The sequence below is a fragment of the Streptomyces sp. NPDC005266 genome, assembly GCF_040607655.1.
Lineage (GTDB): Bacteria > Actinomycetota > Actinomycetes > Streptomycetales > Streptomycetaceae > Streptomyces.
Map to the genome: position 1 here is coordinate 50,359 of NZ_JBEXHC010000014.1, position 18,900 is coordinate 69,258.

The window sequence follows — 18,900 nt, forward strand, 5'->3', positions numbered from 1 at the left end:
GCCGTCACATCTGGTCGGGCGCCTCGATACCGAGCAGGCCCAGACCCAGTTCGAGCGTCCGCGCGGTGAGGTCGCACAGGGCCAGTCGGCTCTGCTTGACGTCACCCTCGGCGCGCAGCACCGGGCACTTCTCGTAGAAGCTCGTGAACGCGCTCGCGAGGCTGTACAGGTAGTTGGCGAGCTTGTGGAATTCCAGCGTCTCGGAAACCTCGGAGACGAGGCCGCCGAACTCGAGGAGTTCCAGGGCGAGCGCGCGCTCGGCCGGCTCAGCGATGACGATGGAGTCCACGCCCCGCAGCGGCTGTTCCACACCCGCACGCCGGAAGATGGAGCAGATCCGGGCTCGCGCGTACTGCAGGTAGGGCGCGGTGTTGCCCTCGAACGACAGCATGCGGTCGTAGTCGAAGGTGTAGTCCTTGCGCCGGTCGGTCGAGAGGTCCGCGTACTTGACCGCTCCGATACCCACGGCTCGGGCCACGGCTGCGCGGGTTTCCGCGTCGAGCTGCGGGTTCTTCTCGGCGATGACCGCGGATGCCCTGATCACTGCCTCTTCGAGCAGGTCCACCAGCTTCACCGAGACGCCGGCACGGGTGCGGAGCATCTTGCCGTCGTCACCGAGGATCGATCCGTGGCCGACGTGCTCGGCGCGCGCGGGCGGAACGAGCCAGCCGGCGTCCCGGGCGACCTCGTAGATCATTTCCAGGTGCTGGCGCTGGGGCAGGCCGACGACGTAGAGCAGCCGACTCGACTGCAGGTTCCGCAGACGGTGGCGGATAGTGGCCAAGTCGGTGGCGCCGTAGCCGAACCCGCCGTCGCCCTTGCGAACGATGATCGGCAGCGGGTCGCCGTTGCGGTTCGTGTAGCCCTCGGGGAAGACGCACTGAGCGCCCTCGCTCTCCCTGAGGAGACCGAGCTCACCGAGCTCGTCCACGACCGACTGGAGCTGGTCGTTGTAGTAGCTCTCGCCGAAGAAGTCGTCCTCGGTGAGCAGCACGCCGAGGAGACCGTAGACGGTCATGAAGTAGTTCTTCGACTCCTCGACGAGAGTGCGCCAAAGACGCAGGGTCCGCTCGTCGCCGCTCTGGAGCAGAACGACCCGCTTGCGGGCGCGATTCTTGAATGTCTCGTCGGCGTCGAACTTGCGGCGAGCGGCCTGGTAGAAGCCGTTGAGGTCACCGACCGACAGTTCATGGGCGGCCTCGGACTCACCGATGTCGAGGAGGTGCTCGACGAGCATGCCGAAGGGGGTACCCCATTCACCGATGTGGTTCTGGCGAATGACGGTGTGACCCTGCCACTCCAGCAGGCGCACGGCCGCGTCACCGATGATCGTCGACCGGAGGTGGCCGACGTGCATTTCTTTGGCGGCGTTCGGCGCGGAGTAGTCAACAATGATCGTTTCCGGGGCCTTGGCCTGCGGGACGGCGAGGCGCTCGTCACCGACGGTGTCGGCCAGGAGCCGCCCGAGGATCTCGTCCGCGAGGGTCAGGTTGATGAAGCCGGGGCCGGAGATTTCGACCGAAGAGCACAGGTCGTCGAGCTGGGCAGCCTCCACGACCCGAGCGGCGAGTTCGCGCGGGTTGCCACCGGTCTTGCGCACCAGGGCGAGAGCGGCGTCGGACTGGAAGTGTGCGTGCTGGGATCGTCGGATGGCCGGGTCGACGGGGGCACTTGCCACCGCTTCGAACGCCGGAGCCAACCGATGATGCAGCAACTCTTCCAGATTCGCCGTTCTGAAAATTTATCCGAGCCCAAAGACGAGTGTCCAATCACGAGACCGGCGCGGCAGAACCCCCGGAGCGGCCCCCGTGCAGGCCAGACGCCCGAGACTGCGGCATGTGCACACGGTGTGACCGTGCGTGCCCGCTGCCGCGCGTGGAGTTCGGCGGAGGGACTGCAAAGCCCCAGGCCAGCGTCCTGGGGCTGCTTTGTTGCCGGACCGGCCCCCGTCCGCGCCCACGACGGGGTCTCGTACCGGCAGGCCAAGCGTGTCCGGGCCAGTTCGACCTGGTGGGACGTGGCAGCGCAGGACGGCGGCGGCGAACGTCGTAGAGGAGCGCAATCCACGAGAAGCAGCCCAGAGGGAGATCGACGATGGCCGACACCGCAACGCTCGACCGCAAGGACTGGCGGACCGCGCTTGACCAGGTCACCGCCGACCATGGCGGGGAGCTCGTCTCCATCGAAGTGCTGGACCCGCCGGTCGCGCACGGGTACGAGGCCGAGCGGCTGCCCTTCTCCTCCCTTACCTACGACCCGAAGGACGATGTGGCGGTCGCCGCGGTCGGCGGGGACTCGCCGCGTTACCCGGTCGTGCTGCGGCACATGGTGGCGCATCCCAAGGAGATCGACGTCGCGACACTGGACGTCCCGGAGACGGCCGTACGGATCGTCGCCCAGGACGACAGCGCCACCTTGGTCACCTTCTACCCGGCCGAGTCCGGCAAGGGGTCCTGACCCTCGCCCGCCTCCGCCTTTACCGCCTGCGAATGTGGCCGCGCACACGCGGTTGTCCGGCTGCCATCGTCTTCGGGCTGTTCGGCTGCCATCGTCGTCCGGCTGTGGACTGCCACCCCTAATCTGGTGCTGCTGACAGCCGCTCCGGAGACGGGAAAAGGGAAACGACGATGCCGCTGAGCACCGGTGATCCGGAATCCATGGGCGGCTACGTTCTGCTCGACCGGCTCGGTTCCGGCGGCATGGGGGTGGTCTATCTCGGACGCTCGGCCTCGGGGCGGCAGGTCGCGGTCAAGGTCGTGCACGAGATGTACGCGCAGGACGAGGAGTTCCGTACGCGCTTCAGGCAGGAGGTCGCGGCGGCGCGCAGGGTGAGCGGGGCGTTCACCGCTCCCGTGGTGGACGCCGATCCGGATGCCGAGCGACCGTGGATGGCCACGCTGTACGTGCCGGGGCGCACGCTGTCCCAGGTCGTGCGCAAGGACGGCCCGCTCCGTGGGCGGCAGTTACGGACGCTGGGGCTCGGGCTCGTCGAGGCGCTGCGCGACATCCACCAGGTCGGGGTGGTGCACCGGGACCTGAAACCGGCCAACATCCTGATGGCCGAGGACGGGCCACGCGTCATCGACTTCGGCATCTCCCGCGCCGCCGACAACCAGACGCTCACCCTCACCCTCGGGCGGCTGCTCGGCACCCCGCCCTTCATGTCGCCGGAGCAACTGCGCTCTCCCCGGGAGGTCACCGCGGCCTCGGATGTGTTCTCGCTGGGGTCGCTGCTGGTGTACGCGGCCAGGGGCGCCGGACCGTTCGACGCCGACAGCCCCTACCTGTCGGGCTACCAGGTGATGAACGAGCCGCCGACGCTGGACGGGGTCCCGGAACCGCTCCGGGGGATCGCCGAGCGCTGCCTGGACAAGGACCCGGACGTGCGGCCGGGACTGGCCGAGCTGCACCGGCTGCTCCGGGCGTTGCCGGATGTCGCCGTGGTGGTTCCCCCCAGCGTCGGCGCTTCTCCGGAAGCCCCGTCCGCCGGCGAGGACGGGGCCCCGGCCCCCGCCATGCCCGGCACCGGCCGCGGCCGTCGAGTGCGGCGGGTCCTCATCGGCGTCGGCGCCGCCCTCGCCGTCGGTGGGTTGAGCATCGCGGCCACGGTCCTCGCTCCGGGTTCGAAGGCGCCGTCGGATGCGTCCACCGCGTCCGCCGGCCCTCGCTCGCGCCCCGTGGCGCTGCCCGAGCGGTGGCGCCCGTGGCGGACGGCGCTTCGGTACAAGTCGCAGGAGCCGCCGCTGGATTACGGGGGTTCCGGCTGTGTGTCGGACGGCCCCGCGCTGTACTGCGGCGGAAGCGGCTTCACGGTCGCCAAGGTCGATGTCGCCACCGGTCGCGTCCTGTGGCGGACGGGCACCAGGCCGCAGCGTGCGCGGCCGATCGGGGTGCGGGACGGGCTCGTCTACGTCTACGAGGAGTCCACCGACCAGAGACGACGCGTGGTGGCGCTGGACACCGACACCAACAAGCGGCGGTGGGCGCGCGAGATCAGCGTGTCCGATCCGGCGCATCTGTTCCGCGGCACGTTGCTGACGCTGTCGCCCCGGCACACGCGGTTCCGCGCCTATGGGAGGTCCGGTCGGCTGCTGTGGCAGTCGCCGACGCCGGGCGGGAAGGTCTGTTATGGGAAGGTGCTGGGTGGGGCCCCGTACAGCATGTGCTCGCCCCCCGAGGCGGACGGTGACCCGACGGCCGAGGGTCCGTACACCCTGCTGCGGCTCGATCCCTCCCGCGGTACGCGACGCGAGCTCGCGAGCCTCCCCCGCAAGACGCTGAGCCTTGGGGCGGCCGACGGGCGACTCCTCTTCCTCGCCCCCCGGACGGCGAAGGAGGTGTACGAAGCGGGGTACGAGCGGCCGTACGACGCGCTGCTCAAGGTGGATCCGCGTACCGGCGAGGTCAGGCGGACCGCGCTGAAGCGTCCGCTGCGGGGCTCGGCCACCCTCCTGAGCGGTGTCGTCTACTCCGCCCAGGCCAACGGGACGGTGACCGCGATATCGGCCGACAGCGGCAGACAGTTGTGGCAGCGGGCGACGGACACGGAGAGCCTGTCCGCGCCGGTGGAGTCGCGGAAGTACGGGCAGGTCTACTTCGCCAACCGGTTCGGCCGTCTGCTGGCGCTGGACCGTGACACCGGAGCGGAGAAGTGGCGTACCGCCGCGCTGGGCGACCCCGGCTTCAGGGCGGGGGACACCACGCCGAGCGTGCTGCTGGCGAAGGACGCGATCGTGGCGATGGCCGGAGACACGGCCTTCTCCGTACGCCCGGACCGGCCGACGGCCCGGCGGTCCCCGTCCGCCCCGGGATGACGCCCCGGGATGACGCCCCGAGATGACATGCGGGGCCCCACCGTCCGTCGGGCCCGGGCCCTTGTCGCGGGGCCCGGCGGCTGATTGGGTACGGCGGGCGAGCCCTCCCCGCTCATCCGCGGGGGGCGAGCCATCCCCGCTCATCCGCGGGGGGCGAGGGCGATGAGTGAGAGCGGTGGAATCGGTGACAGAGCAGGACATACGGGGCACGCTGCCCCCAGGGCTCGGTGACGCGATACGCGGTACCGCCGAGGACATCGCCGTACTGCTGCGCGGGGCGGCCGGCACCGGGGTTCCGGTGCCGGGGTCGGAGTGGACGGTCGGTGAGGCGGCGGCGCATCTGGCGCAGGCGAACGAGCTGATGGCGGACGTCGCGGCCGGGAGGGCGCGCAGCCACGGGGACGGCACGCCGGGTAGCCTGGCGGCGGCCAATGAGCGTGCGCTCGCCGTGTTCGGGGAGCGGGCGGCCGAGCCGCTGGCCAGGATGATCGTGGAGCAGGCCGATGCCTTCCTCGAGGCGGCGGCCGGGCCCGCGCCGGAGGTCGATCCGATCACCCCGCTGGGGCCGATGAGCCGGGACGTCCTGGGCTCGTATCTGCTGACCCACATGCTCGGCCATGGCTACGACCTCGCCCGCGCACTGGGCCGTCCGCACATGATCGACCGCGTCCGGGTCGAGCTGACCCTGCCGTTTCTGCTCACGGCCATGCCCCGGGTCGTGGATGCCGCCGCCACCGCCGGGCTCACGGCCCGCTACACCGTCCGGCTCCGGGGCGGCGCCGGCTTCGGCGCCACCCTCACCGACGGCGCGTTGGCCGTCAGCCCGCAGCCTCCGAGCCGCCCCGACTGCACCATCCTCACCGAGCCGGTCGCCTTCCTCCTGATGGCGCTGGGCCGCCTCGGCCCGTGGGGCGCCGTCGCCCGGGGCCACGTCCTCGCCTGGGGCCGTAAGCCCTGGCTCGCGCCCCGCTTTCCTGCCCTCTTCGCACCGCCTTGATCTGATGTGGCCTGATCGGATCGCCGGCCGTGTCGATGGTTCGGCAGGGACCGTGACTGCGTCGGTATGTCCCCATCCGCCGGTCGCCCACTAAAGTCGTGTCCTTACCGTCGGTCGCCGGGGGGCGCCGACGTGCAGGTCATGGGACGGCTGTCCCGGGGGTAGGGGGGTACCGCATGAGTCGTCGCTCAAGCGGGTTGATCGGCATCTGGGCCGAGGCGCAGCGCCAACAGCAGCGGCAGCAGGAGGCGCGGCAACGGGAGTGGGAGGCGGCCCGGCGGGAGCAGGAACGGGAGCAGCGGGCGTACGAGCGCGATCTGGCGCGCAGCCAACGGGAGCGGCAGGCGGCGTACCGGCAGCACCGGGAGGCGGACGCGCGGCGGCAGACCGAGGAGGTGGAGGCGCGGGTCGAGGCCCTGCGGGGGCTGTTGGCCACCGGGTGCCGGGCGCCCGCCTTCAACACGGCGGCGCTCGTCCGTGCGGAGGCCATCGAGCCCTTCGCGCCCGGTCAGCTGGCCCATCCCGTACCGATGCCGGATCCCCGGCAGTACGGCGTGCAGGACGGCGGTTGGGGCATGCGGCGGGCGCGGGCGGAGGAGGAGGCGCGGACGCGGTACGAGCGGGACCTGCGGGCCGCGCAGGCCGCCGAGGCGGGGCGGCAGCAGCAGTTGGCGGCGTACCGGCACCAGTACGACCAGTGGGCCGAGGCCCAGTTGGCCGAGATCCGGCGGCACAACGCCGGGATCGCGGAGCTGGTCTCGGCGCTCCGCGCGGGGGACGCCGAGGCGGCGGTGGAGTACTTCTCGGCGGCGCTGTACGCCTCCACGGCATGGCCGGAGGGCTTCCCGCGCCAGGTGTCCGCCGCGTACGACCCGGGCGAGCGGCAGTTGGTGCTGGACTGGGAGCTGCCGCGCTACGACATCGTCCCGGAGACGAGATGGGTGCGGTATCTGCCCTCCGTGGACCAGTTCAAGGAGACGGCCCGGCCGATGGCGCAGCGCCGGGCGCTGTACCGGGACGTCCTCGCGCAGTGCGTGCTGCTGGCACTGCGCGATCTGTTCGCGGCGGATGAGTCCGGCGCGCTGGACTCGGTCGCGTTGAACGGCTTTGTGGACGACCACGATCCGGCGACCGGCCGCCGGGCCAGGATCGTCCTGGCCGCGGTCATGGCCACGCGCACCGCCTTCGGCGAGCTGCATCTGGAGCAGGTCAGCCCGGTGGACTGCCTGACCGACGGACTCCGCGGCCGGCTCTCCGCCCGCCCCGACCAGCGCACCGCCGTACGGCCGGGCCGGACGCCGGACGAGGTCGGCGACGGCGTCATCACCCACGGCGGGGGCGGGGAGGGTGGCGAGGAGCCGGATCTGAACGAGATGGACCCGGTCGCCTTCGAGTCGCTGGTCGCCGATCTCTTCCGGGCCATGGGGATGCGGGCGGTGATGACCCAGCGCTCGAACGACGGCGGGGTGGACGTGGACGCCATGGATCCGACGCCCATCCGGGGCGGCAAGATCGTGGTGCAGGTGAAGCGCTACCGCAATACCGTGCCGCCGGCGGCGGTCCGCGATCTGTACGGCACGGTTCAGGCCACCGGGGCCAACAAGGGGGTGCTGGTGACCACGTCGCGGTTCGGGCCGGGGTCGCATACGTTCGCGGACGGCAAGCCGTTGGAGCTGGTATCCGGCGCCGAACTCGTGGATCTGCTGCACCGGCACGGGCTGCGCGGCCGGCTCGGCGAGGGTGGTGGCAGGGGCGGGAGTGCCGGGGGGCGTGGGGGGCCGGCACGGCGACCGGCGCCTCCCGCGGCGGACGCGCAGGGTGCCGCCGATGCGGCGGGTGACCACAACGTGCTGGGCCTGTCCTGGTCCGGCCAGGTCGCCTTGGACGTCTGCGCCCTCGTCTGCCACGGGAAGCGCGTGCTGAGCGAGGACCACTTCGTCTTCTTCAACAACCCCCGGACCCCCGACGGGACCGTCCGCGCGGTGGCCGCCTCCGCACCGGACAGGGCGGCGATCCGGGTGGCGTTCGACGCGCTGCCGGAGCGGGCCGACCGGCTCGTCCTCGTCGCCGCCGCCGACCGCGCCGTCGATCCCCGGGCGGATCTGTCCCGGTTCATCGACGCCCGGATCCGGCTGCTGGACGCGGCGGGTGCCGAGCAGGGCCAACTCGAGGTCTCCGACGGCCGCTCCGGCGAAACCGCGCTGGTGCTCGGCTCCTTCCGGCGCCGCGCGGGCGGCGACTGGGACTTCGTCGTCGGAGGCAAGGGGTATACCGGCGGCCTGGAGGCGCTGGTCGCCGAGTACGGCATCGACGTCACGTAGCCCGCCGAATCGGCCCGTGCGCCCGATTGGGCCTGGGGCTGGCTGTCGCCGCCACAGGTTTATCCGCAATACTTCCCGCCGTGGAGCAGAGCACAGGACCGATCATCCCGCCCATGCACACAGCCGGGACGGATCCGGGGTACATACCCGGTCTGACGTCCCCGCGCCCTGCCGACGCGGAGGAGGAAGCCCCGGAAGAGACGGCGGAGCATCCGCCCGAGGATATCGACGCCGACGACGACGTCGAGACCGAAGAGGCCGAGGACGAGGCCGAGGACCAGGACGGCCAGGGGAAGGAGGGGGAGGCCCCCGACGCCTCTGACGCCCCCGAGGACGCCGAAGACGCCGAGGACGCCGAAGATGCCGAGGACCCCGAGGGCCCCGAGGACCCCGAAGAGGAAGACGGCGGTGTGGCCTTCGATGCCTCCGACCGGCGCGGGGTGATCACCGCCGGGCGCCGGGGCATCACCTTCCGGCTCGACGGCGAGCAGGCCGACTTCGGCTGGCACGAGATCGGCGCGGTCGAGATCGGCACTCCGCGGTTCGGCAAGCGGTTCTCCGTCACCGTCTATACGACCGACCGGCGCTGGTACGAGGCCGATGTGGAGGCGCCGGCCAAGAGCGTCCTCAAGGAGTGGACGGCGCAGCTGGACGCGGTGCTGGACGCCTATTTCGAGGAGAACGCGGCGGAGAACACGGAGGACGACGCGTCGTAGGCGGGCCCCGTCCGCCGATCAGCCGGACGTCCGGGGCCGGGGCAGCAGCAGACCGGCCGGTGGGGTGTCCCAGGGGTCGAACTCGGGCGGGACCGCGTAGTTCTCGGGCTCGACGGACGACAGATCGAGTTCGGCCCCGGTGAAACGCGCGCCCCGGAAGGAGACCGCGGCGCCCGTGAACACCGCCCCGTCGAAGGTCACCCGGCCCTCGCTGAAGCACGCGTCGGCGAAGCTGACCTGCCCGCCGAGGAAAGCGGTGCCGCCGAAGCGCACGCGGCTGCCGCTGAAGCGGGCGCCGTCGAACGAGATCCGTCCCCCGTCGAAGCGCACCAGGCTGAACGAGACCTCCCCGCCCGAGAAGCACGCCCCGCTGAAGTCCGCGGCCTGGAAGCGGGCCCGGGTGAAGTCGAAGTCACAGCCCTGCCAGCTGACCGGCGCGTCCTCCCGTAGGTGTTCGGTGATGAGCCGGGTGAGCGACAGCCGGATCTCGCCCTCCTCGTCGAGATACCAGGGCGAGGTGCTGACCGGTTCATAGGGCATACGGAGATAGGCGCTCAAGACGTTGACGCAGGACTGCCGCCCCTCGGCCCAGTCATCGGCGAGGCCCGCCATGGCGTAGATCCCGGCGAGCCGTACGGTCGGCAGCTCATGGCCGAGTTGCGAACTCGCCGTGATGAAGCGCTCGTTGAAGAGCCTGATGTCCTCGCGCCGCTCCGCGGCCTCCGAGAGGCGCTGCCGCCGGTACGCGACCACCAGCGCCAGTACGCCGCCCACCCCCGCCACCACCGACAGCGCGAGCTTCACCAGGTCGAACTTGGTCCCGGCCGCGAGGGCGTGCGGACCGGTGAGGGCCGGGAAGCCCAGAGCCGCCCACAGCAGCGTGGCGGTGAGGGCGAACACGCCTGCCCCGAGGACGAGAACGAGGGTGATGTGCCAGGGCAGGGAGCGCATCCGCGCCGGCCGGCGGTTGTGGGAAGGCCGCATGGCGCTCAGCTTGGCATGCCCTGGCGGGCGTCGTTACGTCCGGCGGGTGGCGATCCGGCCCCGGACGATGTCGACGGCCAGGAACGCGGCGAGCGGGATGCCCAGCAGCGGCAGGTAGTAGCCGAGCACGGCGATCGCGGCAACCAACGGGACCAGGACATACGGCGATACCTGGCGCCAGGCGCCCCGCGGGATCGGGCGGCCGAAGGCGGAGCCCCGGCCGCGCTGCCCCCACATGCGGTAGCCCCACACGATCAGGAAGATCAGGGCCAGCGCGAGAACGGCCAGGGCGATCTGGTTGACGAGGCCGAAGAGGTTTCCGGTGTGCAGATCGATGCCCCAGCGGGTGAGTTTGGCGAGCACCGGGTAGTCCGCGAACCGCTGGACGTCGGTCACCTCGCCGGTCGCCGGATCGATGGCCGCCGCGTCCTGCTTCTCCGGCCAGCTGCGCTGGATCTGGCTGACGACGTACGCGCTGCCGTGGTCCGCGGGCGGGACGATCTCCACCGGGTTGTCCAGGCCCTCGGCGCGGGCGGCCTTGAGTACGGCGTCGAGACCCACGTCGGCGGTGTGCCCGCCCTTGCCGTCCGTACCGCCCATGTCCATGCCCGGCATCGAGCCGGAACCCGCGCCGTGACCGGCGTGCTCGCCACCGACCGTGCTGGAGACGGTGGGCGTCGTCTGGCCGAGCGCGGACCGCAGGTCGGCGACGCTCGCACCGGCGTAGGTGGACCAGGTCAGGCCCGTCGCGGACAGAAAGAACAGGCCCAGCGCCGCCCATATGCCCACCGTGCCGTGAAAGGACAGGGTCCGCTTGCGGCCGGTGGCGGTGCGGTCGGGGAGGACGAGGGCGCGCTTGCCGGTGCGGCGGCGGGCGCACCACAGCACCAACCCGCCGCCCGCGATCACCCACAGCCAGCTGGCAGCGAGTTCGCTGTAGAGCCGGCCGGTCTCGCCGAGGTGCAGATCGCGGTGGAGCTCGTCGATCCAGGTACGGAGGGGAAGCGCGCCGGACGATCCGTACTGCTCCAGCGCACCGCGCACCGTGCCGGTGTACGGGTCGACGAACACGGCCAGGGTGTGGCCGGAGTCGATCCCCTTGACGCCGGACAGCAGCACCCGGGTCGTGGCGCCGTCCTCGGGCGACGGCCGTACGGCGCTGATCTCGCCCTCGGGATGGGCCTTGCGGGCGGCGGCCACCTGCCGGGAGATCGACAGCTCGGTGTCCCCGACGGGGACGCGCAGCTCATGGTCGTAGACGATCTTCTCGGCCTGGAAGGAACCCGCGTAGAGCAGCCCCGTCACGGCGGCGATCAGCAGGAACGGCGCGACCAGAACGCCCGCGTAGAAGTGCAGCCGCAGCACCAGCGGGCGCAGGGCGGACCATGACGAACCGCGGGGCGGGGAGGTGGGCCGGGGGGCGTCGGCCGGTGAGTCGTCCGTCGCGGCGGAGAGGGGTTCGGCGGTCATGGACGGCTCCCGGCTCGGTGGATCACTCGGCACGGCACGGCCCCCCTGCATCGGGCGTGCCAGTGGAGTCGTCGGTCGGCCGGACCGTCGAGTTCCGGCCCGATCCCCACGGTGGATGTGACCTGCGGCACATCAGAGGCCCTCGGAATCGGTCACTCCCGCCACGTTTGTCACGCGCGTACGAAGATTGGTCCGGCGATTCCCCCGCCCGGTGGCCGCTGGCACGATGACCGCCATGCCCACAGGGTCGACATTCCGCCTCGCGCGAGCCGCCGTGTTCGCGGCGGTGTGCGTCGTGGTGACGGCCCTCGGACACGCTCTGACGTCCGGCGGCACGCTGCCGCTGTGGGCCATGGGCCACGCGTTCGCCGCGACGGCGGCCGCCGCGTGGTGGCTGACCGGGCGGGAGCGCGGAGCGCTGGCCGTGACCGGCTCGACGGTCGTCGCCCAGCTGGGTCTGCATGTGCTGTTCATGCTCTCGGAGACACTGAGCGCACCGTCCGCCGACGCGGGCATGCACCACGGCATGGCGAGCGGCGCGGCCCACGGCATGGCGCACGACATGGCCCATATGGGCGGCCCGGCGTGGCATGAGTGGCCGGGCTGGCCCTGGCAGGGCGGCACGGCCATGGCCCTCGCGCATCTGCTCGCCACGCTGATCAGCGCGGTGTGGCTGTGGCGCGGTGAGGCCGCCGCGTTCCGGCTCGGCCGGGCGCTCGCGGCCGCGGTGTTCGTACCGCTGCGCATCGCCCTGCGGATGCTGGGCGCCGGGACGGTGCCGCCGCCCGCGTGGCCCTCCGCGCCCACCGCCGCCCGTCGGCTGCGCGGTGTGCTGCTGTGCCACGTCATCCGGCGCAGAGGGCCGCCCGGGCGCGGCCCTCTCCCCTGCTGACCGCCCTTCTCCCGCGCACCCGGGCTCCGGGATGTGCCGGTGGTGACGGGCGGATTACCGACGCCCGTTGCCCGGCGTCGGCCTGATGCCCCGGTACCGCGGACTCCCCCGCCGCTCCCGTGCGCCAACGCGCCCGGCGGAAGCGGCGTACCCGCGCGTGCCGCCCACCGATATCGAAGGACGCCTGCCGATGCCTCCTGCCCCGGTACGAGCCGTGCACCCCGTCACCAACGCCACCGCCACCGCCACCGCCACCGATCAGCGGATCACCGCATGGGCGCTGGCCGCCCGCGACGGCGACCCCGACGCCGTCGAACACTTCATCCGCGCCACCCGCCGTGACGTGCGCCGCTTCGTCATCCACCTCGGCGCCGACCCGCACAGCGCGGAAGACCTCACCCAGGAGACCTATCTGCGCGCCCTCACCGGCCTCCCCGGCTTCGCCGGCCGCTCCTCCGCCCGCACCTGGCTGATGTCCATCGCCCGCCGCGCGGTCGCCGACCGCTACCGCAGGGCGGCCGTCCGCCCCCGTGTGCTCGACACCGACGACTGGCAGGCCGCCGCCGAACGGGCCCAGCCCACCGGCCTCCCCGGCTTCGACGAGGGCGTGGCACTCCTCGACCTGCTCACCGAACTCCCCCCGGCCCGCCGCGAGATGTTCCTGCTCACCCAGGTGCTCGGCCTCCCCTACGCCGACGCCGCCGCCGCGACCGGCTGCCCCATCGGCACCGTCCGCTCCCGCGTGGCCCGCGCCCGCGAGGACATGACGGCCCTCCTGGACGCGGCCGAATCCCCGGGCACCCCCAACCACTCGCCCTGGCGGGCTGACGCCATCGCCCTCGTCCCCGCCGCCCCGCTGGACGAACCCGTTACGTGACCGGGGCCGTACTGCGACATACCCCCGTGTCCCGGGTCGAACAGCGGGGCTACAGTCGGGATTTCAGCAGCACACAGGGGGAGGGGGCGGCCGTCGTATGACGCCGGACGACGCTGTGATCGGTCGCACGGGGGTGCTGGTGATCGGCACGCGTGGCGACGCCGGTCCCGGCGAGGTTCTGGTGCGCGTCAGAGGCGGTTCGGAAACCTTCCTCGCCTGGTCCACCGAGCCCCTGCCGCACGGGGCTTGCGTGCTGGTGATCGACTCCCGTGGCACTCGCCAGGTCGACGTCATCGAGTGGACCGATCCATTGAACGCGTCGTCCGGCGCCGCCGGCGACGCCGGTTGAGGAGACAAAGGATGTTCGGTTACCGCGTGCCCGCCCCCGACCAGGCGATGCTGATCTCGGGGGGAAGGCGTGGTCATGGGGGTGCGCCGTTTCGCGTGGTGACCGGGCACGGCAAGTTCGTGCTTCCGGTCTTCCGCAAGGTCCGCTACCTGACGCTGGCGATGTGCGAGGCGGAGGTCGAGGAGAAGTGCGTCAGCAAGCAGGGCATCACGCTGACGGTGCGGGCGGTCATCGCGTTCAAGGTCGGCAATGACACCGAGAGCGTCGTCAACGCGGGGCAGCGGTTCCTGTCCGACCAGGACCAGATGGCGGTGCTGACCGGACGGATCTTCGCGGGCCATCTGCGGGCCATCATCGGCTCGATGACGGTCGAGGAGATCATCACGGAGCGGCAGAAGCTCGCCACCGAGGTGCTGGACACCTCGAAGACCGAGATGGCCAGGATCGGCCTCATCGTGGACTCGTTGCAGATCCAGTCGATCGACGACGGCGACACCGGCTATATCGACGCGATGTCCGCCCCGCACAAGGCCGCCATCCAGCGCCAGGCCCAGATCGCCCAGGCCCAGGCCACCCAGGCGTCCTCCGAGGCGGAGCAGGAGGCGGCGCGCAACCAGGCCGAATACGCCCGGCAGACGGCGATCGTCCAGGCCCAGTACAGCGCCGAGGTGGACCGTGCCCAGGCCAAGGCCGCCCAGGCCGGACCTCTCGCGCAGGCGCACGCGCAGCAGGAAGTACTCGCCGCGCAGACCGACTTGGCCCAGCGCGCCGCCGATCTGCGACAGCAGCAGTTGGTGGCCGAGATCGTGAAGCCCGCCGAGGCCGAGGCCGAACGGATCCGGGTGCTGGCGCTGGCCGAGGCGGAGCGCATGAAGATCCAGGCCGAGGCCGCGGCCTCGCACGGCAGGGTGGCGCTCGACCGCATGCTGATCGATCAGCTCCCGCAGATCGTCAAGGAAGCCTCCGCCGGACTCTCCGGGGCCAATGTCAACGTCCTCAACGGCGCCGACGGGCTGGGCGAGATCGCGGCGGGGCTGGTGGGCCAGGGCCTGACCATCCTCGACGCGGTCAAGCGGAACCTGGGCACGCCGGAGGGCCATGAGAAGGAGGACGACGATCCGCGCCGACCGGACAACGGCGCCGTCGAGATCCGCTGACAGGACGGCAGCGGGAGCGGTAACGGTAGCGTGACGGGGTCTCGACCCGGCACCGTCGGTGCTCGGCGGCAAGGGGGCGTTCACCAAGGAGGTGGATGCCACGCTGCTGGCGGGCAGCACGTTGCTACCGTGTGGACCCCAGCCAGCCGAGAGGGCCGAGGAACGTGACCACTGACCGCCCGCACAGCGTCAGCGTCGCCGGGGTCGTCGTCGACGAGCGGGGCCGGGCGCTGCTGATCAAGCGGCGGGACGGCAGCACATGGGAACCGCCGGGCGGCGTGCTCGACCCCGGCGGAACCGTTCCCGAGGCCCTGCGGCGCGAAATCCTCGAGGAGACGGGCGTCAAGATCGCGCTTCCGGCCGCCCTCACCGGTGTCTACAAGGACATGACCGGCCTGGTCGTCTCCCTCGTCTTCCGCTGCGAGGCCGCCGACGGCACCCCCGCCACAGGCGCCCGCACCCGTGCCTGGCGCTGGGCCACCCGCGCGGAGGTTCCCGACCTCGCGGACGAGGCCCACGCCGTCCGCATCCTCGACGCCCTCGACACGGCCTCGCCCCCGGCGGTCCGGGCCCACGACGGCGCCAAGCTCGTCTAGCTCGTACGAGGCGCAGGCCCCGCACGGCGTCCGCGAAACGACGCCCTCAGCCGCTCGCCGGCATCAGGCGCGTCAACTCATCGGCCACCGCCCGCGCCGCCGGGCTGGTCCAGCGACGGCGGTGGTGGGTGAGGTGGACGGGGACCGGGGGGATCGGGGGGCCGTGGACCTCGGCGAGGGCGCCTTCCCGGAGGTGGCGTTCGACCGTGGCGCGGGGGAGGAGGGTGAGGCCCAGGCCCGCCGCTACGCAGGAGCGGGCGGCTTCGATGCTGCCGAAGCGGGTGAGGCGGGGTGGGGGGCCGGGGAGGGTGAGGAGCCTGCGGACGAGGTGGTCGCTGTAGGAGCAGCCCTGTTCGTGCACGAAGAAGCTCTGCCCGGCCAACTCGTCCCACTCCACCGCCCGTCCGGCGAGCGGGTGCTCGGGGGCGGCGAGGTAGACGAGGGGTTCGCGGGCGATGGGGCGGGCGATCAGGTCGGCGTCGGTCACCTCCTGCTCCAGGAGCAGCACGAGGTCGAGCCGTCCCGTTCGCAGCCCTTCCACGGCGGCGGCGCTGCCCGCCGGGTGGAGGTGGAGGTCGATGCCGGGGTGGGTGCCGCGCAGGGAGGCGATGACACCGGGGAGGCGGGAGGCGCACAGGGACTCGCCCGCGCCGAGAGCGACATGGCCGCGTACGGCGCCGTCGGCCCCGTCGCCGTTGGTGGCGGCCGCCGTCGCGTGGAGGCGGGCCTCGGCGTCCAGGACGTCCTCGGCTTCCTTGAGCAGGAGGCGGCCGGCGCTGGTCGGGAGGGCGCCGGAGGGGAGCCGGTCGAAGAGGCGGGTGCCCAGTTCCCGTTCGAGCGTGCGGATCTGGACGGTGACGGTGGACTGGGCGAGATGTAGTTCGGCGGCGGTGGCGGTGAAGCTTCCTGTCCTCGCCAGTGCCGCGAAGGTGCGGAGGAGTCGTGTGTCCACGGCCGCCAGGGTAGCCGGGTATCGAATGAGTCGATGGGGTTCAGCGAAAGGAATCGTTGGACGCGATACCTACTCCGGTGGAACGGTTGCCGTATGACCGACACCGACCTTCTCCGCTACTCCGCCTTCACCACCCACCCCTCCGGCGGCAATCCCGCCGGTGTGGTCCTGGACGCCGGCGCCCTGGCGTCCGACGACGCCGCCATGACGGCCCTCGCCGCCCAGGTCGGCTACTCGGAGACCGCGTTCATCACGGAGCGGGACGAGGCCACGCGCCGCTACCGGGTCCGTTACTTCAGCCCGCGCGCCGAGGTCGCCTTCTGCGGGCACGCCACCATCGCCACCGCGGTCGCCCTCGCCGAGCGCGACGGCCCCGGTGAGCTGGTCTTTGACACCGCTTCGGGTGAGATCCGGGTGCAGACCTCGACCGACGGCGACGGTCCGCCGCGCGCCACGCTCACCAGCGTCCCCACCCGCTCCCGCCCGGCGGACGAGGAGGCCGATGTCGAGCCGGTGCTGGCGGCGCTGGGCTGGTCGCGGGGCGACCTCGACCCGTCCCTCCCGCCCCGTATCGCCTTCGCGGGCAACGACCATCTCGTCCTCGCCACCGCCACCCGTGAGCGGCTCGCGCATCTCGACTACGACTTCGGGGCGCTGGAGGAGGTGATGCGGCGGCGCGGCTGGACCACCGTCCATCTGGTGTGGCGCGAGGGCGCCGGCCCGGACCGCTTCGACTTCCACGCCCGCGATCCGTTCCCGGTCGGCGGTGTCGTCGAGGACCCGGCCACGGGTGCCGCGGCCGCCGCCTTCGGGGGGTATCTGCGGGATCTCGGCCTGGTCACCGAGGAGACCCGGGTGCGCATCCGTCAGGGCGAGGACATGGGCCGGCCCAGCGATCTCCTGGTGGACGTACGCCCCGGCGACCCCCGGATCCGGGTCAGCGGCCAGGCCGTCCGGATCCCGCAGGACCGAGGAGGAGTTCGATGAGGACTCGGTACCACCATCTGCCGCGCCTCACTGGCGTGGACGCCCCCCGGCCGGACGAGCGCGAGGGGCCCGCCCCCGGGCCGCGCGAGGTGCTGGTCCGGATGCGGGGCTGGTCGCTCGACTACCTGACGAACCGCGCGACCGAGCCGCACCGGCCGCGCCCGGTCGTCGACCGCGCCTTCCCGTTCGCGGAGGCCGGGGAGGCATACCGGTACTTCGCCTCCCGGGGCCACTTCGGCAAGGTGGTCATCACCGACGAATAGACCGTCACCCCTGCTGGTAGGCGTCGCCTTCCTCGTTGAGGAGAACATGGTCGGGGTCGAGGGCGACAGCGGCGCGGCCCCGCTCCAGCAGCCGGGTCAGGGGCGGAAGCGGGGCGAGGCCGAGGCGTTCGAGGAGTTCGGCGCGCATCCCGGGGAAGTCCTCGAGTTCGAGGTCCTCGATGAACTCCGCGTCGTCGGCGGCGCGGAGGGCCTCAAGCTCCGGCTCGTTCAGCTCCCGCCCCAACTGCCGCTCCCGGTACAGGGCTTCGTCCCAGCACGGCAGCCCGATCATCAGCTGCAGCGCCTCGGTGAGGTTGGTGCCGATCACCCCGGCGGAGCCCTCGGAGTCGGCGAAGAGCACCGGGCGGTCCTCACCGCCGCCATCGCCGCAGAGGAAGTACGTACCGCCACCGGCGTCCCCCGCGATCCCCTCCAGCGGGGCTCCGGACGCCAGCCGCACGGGCTCGACATGGTGGTCCCCGGTGTCGATGTCGAAGTCGAAGGGGTGCGTGGCCAGTTCGGCCGCCCGGGGGTCGTTGCGCAGACGGTCGAGAAGGGTGCGGGAGCGGGTCATGGGCCGGACCCTACAGCGGGGTCCGGACAGCGGGCGCCGAGGGCGAAGGCGGCGAGGGCAGCGACGGCAGCGAAAGCGGCGAAGGCGGCGGCAAGCGGCGGCAAGCGGCACGGAGACGACGAGCGCGAACCAGGCCGGCAGGGATGGGCCCGGTGGTCCGCGGGCAGCGCGATGACGGCCTACGGCAGGCCGTTGAGCTTGGCGAGCAGGCGCCGCAGCAGGGCTACCCGGTCACTGCCTCGCGGCCGGCAGTCCTCCAGGCGGCGGACGACCTCGGACGGCACCTCCTCGGCCCCGACCGCATCCACGACCTTGTCGAGCGCGCGGAGCCCCCAGTACTGGTTGAAGGCCAGTGGGTCCTGGACGACGGCGTCCGCCAGGGCGTGGATCCCGGCCGGGTCCGGCGCCGCGTACAGCCGCGCGTACGCCGCCAGCCGCAGCCCGCCGTCGGGCGAGGTGAGCCAGTCGTCCAGCGCGGGAGCCGCGACCCGCTGGGTCGTCCGCACCAGCCTGCCGAAGATGCCGGCCTGGCGCTGGGTGCGGGCAGGTCCGCTGCGCATCGACCGGCGCACTTCCAGGTATTCGGCGGCCAGCTTGCGCACATCCTCCAGCGCGGTGGCGTCGTCGGTCTCCGGTAGGTCGTCGCCGCTGCCGACGAGCGCGGCGTCGGCGACACGCTCGGCCGCCTCGATGCGCTGCTCGACGGCCTTGAACTCGACCTTGAACCCGCCCGGCAGCTCGATGCTGTTGAGCAAGTCGCGCAGCCAGGGCACGATGGCCACCACCAGCAGCGCCACGGTGACGTTGTCAATCTTCAGGTCCGGCGCGACGACGTGGACCACCGCCACCGCGATGGCCACACAGCTCACCACCCCCGCGACGATGTGCCGACGCCGTGCGGAACCTCGCTCGCCCTCCCCCATGTCCCCCAGCATTCCAGAGCCGGGGCCT

Annotated in this window: 18 protein-coding genes; 12 read left to right on the forward strand and 6 right to left on the reverse strand. The window is 72.2% G+C overall.

Annotation, left to right across the window (positions count from 1 at the left end; translation table 11 throughout):
• Positions 1-4: 4 nt before the first annotated feature.
• Complete coding sequence (gene argS / locus ABZU99_RS23300) at positions 5-1,714, reverse strand: arginine--tRNA ligase (RefSeq protein WP_355942449.1); 1,710 nt, start codon at positions 1,712-1,714, stop codon at positions 5-7.
• 380 nt (positions 1,715-2,094) lie between these two features.
• Between argS and ABZU99_RS23305 the strand changes: the two genes are divergently transcribed.
• The 5 genes from ABZU99_RS23305 (at position 2,095) to ABZU99_RS23325 (ending at position 8,848) form a co-directional block, all read left to right on the forward strand.
• Entirely contained in the window at positions 2,095-2,457 is a 363-nt protein-coding gene (locus ABZU99_RS23305; RefSeq protein WP_355942451.1) for a DUF5335 family protein, read from the forward strand.
• Positions 2,458-2,627: 170 nt separating this feature from the next.
• Positions 2,628-4,814: a PQQ-binding-like beta-propeller repeat protein gene (locus ABZU99_RS23310; protein ID WP_356045914.1), complete on the forward strand. Its 2,187-nt coding sequence runs from the start codon at positions 2,628-2,630 to the stop codon at positions 4,812-4,814.
• A gap of 175 nt (positions 4,815-4,989) precedes the next feature.
• Positions 4,990-5,811, forward strand: coding sequence for a maleylpyruvate isomerase family mycothiol-dependent enzyme (locus ABZU99_RS23315; RefSeq protein ID WP_356045916.1), 822 nt, complete (start codon positions 4,990-4,992; stop codon positions 5,809-5,811).
• A 176-nt stretch (positions 5,812-5,987) separates the two neighbouring features.
• The gene (locus ABZU99_RS23320; protein ID WP_356045918.1) at positions 5,988-8,132 is read left to right on the forward strand and encodes a restriction endonuclease; all 2,145 of its coding nucleotides are present in this window, start codon (positions 5,988-5,990) and stop codon (positions 8,130-8,132) included.
• A 113-nt stretch (positions 8,133-8,245) separates the two neighbouring features.
• Entirely contained in the window at positions 8,246-8,848 is a 603-nt protein-coding gene (locus tag ABZU99_RS23325) for a hypothetical protein (protein ID WP_356045920.1), read from the forward strand.
• An 18-nt stretch (positions 8,849-8,866) separates the two neighbouring features.
• Here the strand turns inward: ABZU99_RS23325 and ABZU99_RS23330 are convergent, their stop codons facing one another.
• Both ABZU99_RS23330 and ABZU99_RS23335 read right to left on the reverse strand, forming a co-directional pair.
• Entirely contained in the window at positions 8,867-9,832 is a 966-nt protein-coding gene (locus ABZU99_RS23330; protein WP_356045922.1) for a pentapeptide repeat-containing protein, read from the reverse strand.
• A gap of 33 nt (positions 9,833-9,865) precedes the next feature.
• On the reverse strand, positions 9,866-11,302 hold the full coding sequence (locus tag ABZU99_RS23335) for a PepSY domain-containing protein (RefSeq protein ID WP_356045924.1): 1,437 nt from the start codon (positions 11,300-11,302) through the stop codon (positions 9,866-9,868).
• Between the two features lie 235 nt (positions 11,303-11,537).
• Between ABZU99_RS23335 and ABZU99_RS23340 the strand changes: the two genes are divergently transcribed.
• The 5 genes from ABZU99_RS23340 (at position 11,538) to ABZU99_RS23360 (ending at position 15,173) form a co-directional block, all read left to right on the forward strand.
• Positions 11,538-12,194, forward strand: a complete 657-nt coding sequence (locus ABZU99_RS23340; protein WP_356045926.1) for a hypothetical protein — start codon at positions 11,538-11,540, stop codon at positions 12,192-12,194.
• A 190-nt stretch (positions 12,195-12,384) separates the two neighbouring features.
• The gene (locus ABZU99_RS23345; RefSeq protein ID WP_356045928.1) at positions 12,385-13,071 is read left to right on the forward strand and encodes a sigma-70 family RNA polymerase sigma factor; all 687 of its coding nucleotides are present in this window, start codon (positions 12,385-12,387) and stop codon (positions 13,069-13,071) included.
• 97 nt (positions 13,072-13,168) lie between these two features.
• Positions 13,169-13,420 carry a hypothetical protein gene (locus ABZU99_RS23350; RefSeq protein ID WP_355942477.1) on the forward strand — a complete coding sequence of 84 codons (252 nt, stop codon included), beginning with the start codon at positions 13,169-13,171 and terminating at the stop codon, positions 13,418-13,420.
• An 11-nt stretch (positions 13,421-13,431) separates the two neighbouring features.
• Positions 13,432-14,577 (forward strand): SPFH domain-containing protein, encoded by a 1,146-nt coding sequence (locus ABZU99_RS23355; RefSeq protein WP_355942480.1) that lies wholly within the window; start codon positions 13,432-13,434, stop codon positions 14,575-14,577.
• Between the two features lie 164 nt (positions 14,578-14,741).
• Positions 14,742-15,173, forward strand: coding sequence for an NUDIX hydrolase (locus ABZU99_RS23360; protein ID WP_355942483.1), 432 nt, complete (start codon positions 14,742-14,744; stop codon positions 15,171-15,173).
• A gap of 46 nt (positions 15,174-15,219) precedes the next feature.
• Here ABZU99_RS23360 and ABZU99_RS23365 read toward each other — a convergent pair whose 3' ends face one another.
• Positions 15,220-16,125 carry a LysR family transcriptional regulator gene (locus tag ABZU99_RS23365; protein ID WP_356045931.1) on the reverse strand — a complete coding sequence of 302 codons (906 nt, stop codon included), beginning with the start codon at positions 16,123-16,125 and terminating at the stop codon, positions 15,220-15,222.
• A gap of 93 nt (positions 16,126-16,218) precedes the next feature.
• Here ABZU99_RS23365 and ABZU99_RS23370 point away from each other — a divergent pair, with 93 nt between their 5' ends.
• Together ABZU99_RS23370 and ABZU99_RS23375 are read left to right on the forward strand one after the other, a co-directional pair.
• Complete coding sequence (locus tag ABZU99_RS23370; protein ID WP_356045933.1) at positions 16,219-17,112, forward strand: PhzF family phenazine biosynthesis isomerase; 894 nt, start codon at positions 16,219-16,221, stop codon at positions 17,110-17,112.
• Positions 17,109-17,375: a zinc-binding dehydrogenase gene (locus ABZU99_RS23375; RefSeq protein WP_356045935.1), complete on the forward strand. Its 267-nt coding sequence runs from the start codon at positions 17,109-17,111 to the stop codon at positions 17,373-17,375. The genes ABZU99_RS23370 and ABZU99_RS23375 overlap by 4 nt, the downstream gene beginning before the upstream one ends.
• Before the next feature lie 4 nt (positions 17,376-17,379).
• Here ABZU99_RS23375 and ABZU99_RS23380 read toward each other — a convergent pair whose 3' ends face one another.
• The gene (locus ABZU99_RS23380; RefSeq protein ID WP_356045936.1) at positions 17,380-17,949 is read right to left on the reverse strand and encodes a hypothetical protein; all 570 of its coding nucleotides are present in this window, start codon (positions 17,947-17,949) and stop codon (positions 17,380-17,382) included.
• A gap of 179 nt (positions 17,950-18,128) precedes the next feature.
• Positions 18,129-18,872 carry a hypothetical protein gene (locus ABZU99_RS23385; protein WP_356045938.1) on the reverse strand — a complete coding sequence of 248 codons (744 nt, stop codon included), beginning with the start codon at positions 18,870-18,872 and terminating at the stop codon, positions 18,129-18,131.
• Between the last annotated feature and the right edge of the window lie 28 nt (positions 18,873-18,900).